This window comes from Lamprobacter sp., from assembly GCF_034860625.1.
Classification (GTDB): domain Bacteria; phylum Pseudomonadota; class Gammaproteobacteria; order Chromatiales; family Chromatiaceae; genus Lamprobacter.
The window spans coordinates 1-1,444 of sequence record NZ_JAYESN010000500.1; the positions used below are offsets into that span (position 1 = coordinate 1).

Genomic DNA, 1,444 nt, shown 5'->3' on the forward strand with positions numbered 1-1,444 from the left:
GAGTTGATCACCAGAGATCAGGCAGTGCTGATCGTCTCTCGGGATGAGACCCATCAGGCTGCAATCCGCGCGCAGTTGACCAAGTCCATGACGACCGAACCGGCTGGTGCCCAGTCAGCGCACAACGCCGCTGCCAGTCTCAAGATTCAAGCCGCCGCTAGTATCGATGCTCAAACTGCTGCTCGTGTAGATGCGCAAGCCGATGCGCAAGCCGAAGCCGGAGACGCTGTCAGCGACCAGGCCAAAACGGTCATCGATGCCCATAGCAAGACGCGGTTCGATCGCATCCAATTCGCATTGGCCCCAAGCAACGACACCTGGGCCCGCGATCATGGCCCGATCAGCGTCATCGATCGCGCCAGCGGCCAGTGCCGCTTGATCGATTTTCGCTTCAATGGCTGGGGTGGCAAGTATCCGGCAGAGCTTGATGACCGGATCACCGCGAGGCTGTATGCCGCAGGCAGCTTTGCACGCCTGAGCGAGAACCAACAGGACAGCGCAGCCAAGCTAGCGAGCGCTGGGCCGATGTCCACCACCCACGCGGCCGCCGATGCCCGCATACAGAGCGCCGACCAAGGTCTCGAGTCCGGCCCGCTGGTCCTCGAAGGCGGCGCCATCGAGAGCGACGGCGCCGGCAGCCTGTTGGCGGTGCGCCGCACGATCGTCGACCCCAAGCGCAACCCAGGTTGGAGCCAGGCGGCGATCGAGGCCGAACTGCGCGGCCGGCTGGGTATCGAGCGCTTCCTCTGGCTCGAACATGGCCAGCTCAGTGGCGATGATACCGATGGGCACATCGATACCCTTGCCCGCTTCTGCGACCCGCAGACCATCTGCTACGCGGCGAGCGATGATCCCGGCGACCCGGATCATCCCGCATTGGAGCGGCTTGCCGCCGAACTGCGCGCGCTGCGCCAGCACAACGGCAAGCCCTATCGGCTGGTTCCACTGCCGCAACCAGCGCCGATCCATGACGAGTATGGCCAGCGACTCCCAGCTGGCTACGCCAATTTCCTGATCATCAACCAGACCGTGCTCGTCCCGGTCTACGACGACCCCGCCGATGCGATCGCCTGCGCACGCCTCGCCGAGTGTTTTCCGGGCCGCCGCATCGAGCCCCTGGATTGCCGGCCTCTGATCCGTCAAGGCGGCAGCCTGCACTGCATCACCATGCAATTGCCGGCCTAGCGACGCTTCGGCTCAGGTCGCCCCCTGATTGGCCTTCATCTGTCCGCACAAATTCGATGAGGTTCGCGCCCAAATCGCGCTTGGCCTCGAAGGCATCCAGCCCAGCAAGGAAGTACTAGAATTTAGTACCATTGCCATCATGAAACGCAAGAAGCACCAGAAGACCCTTGACTGACTTTACCCCGACAAAATGGCTCATTTTTCGCCGCCAGGCCGCGTGATTGCTGACTTTCCCGCCGATCGATTTTTTGCCGGGTCG

The 1,444-nt window shown here is 62.7% G+C and carries 1 protein-coding gene; it reads left to right on the forward strand.

From position 1 onward, the window contains the following. Positions 1 to 1,185, forward strand: a 1,185-nt coding sequence (locus tag VBE63_RS29235) for an agmatine deiminase family protein (RefSeq protein ID WP_416274723.1), incomplete at its 5' end; no start/stop codon positions are given. Positions 1,186 to 1,444: the final 259 nt, after the last annotated feature.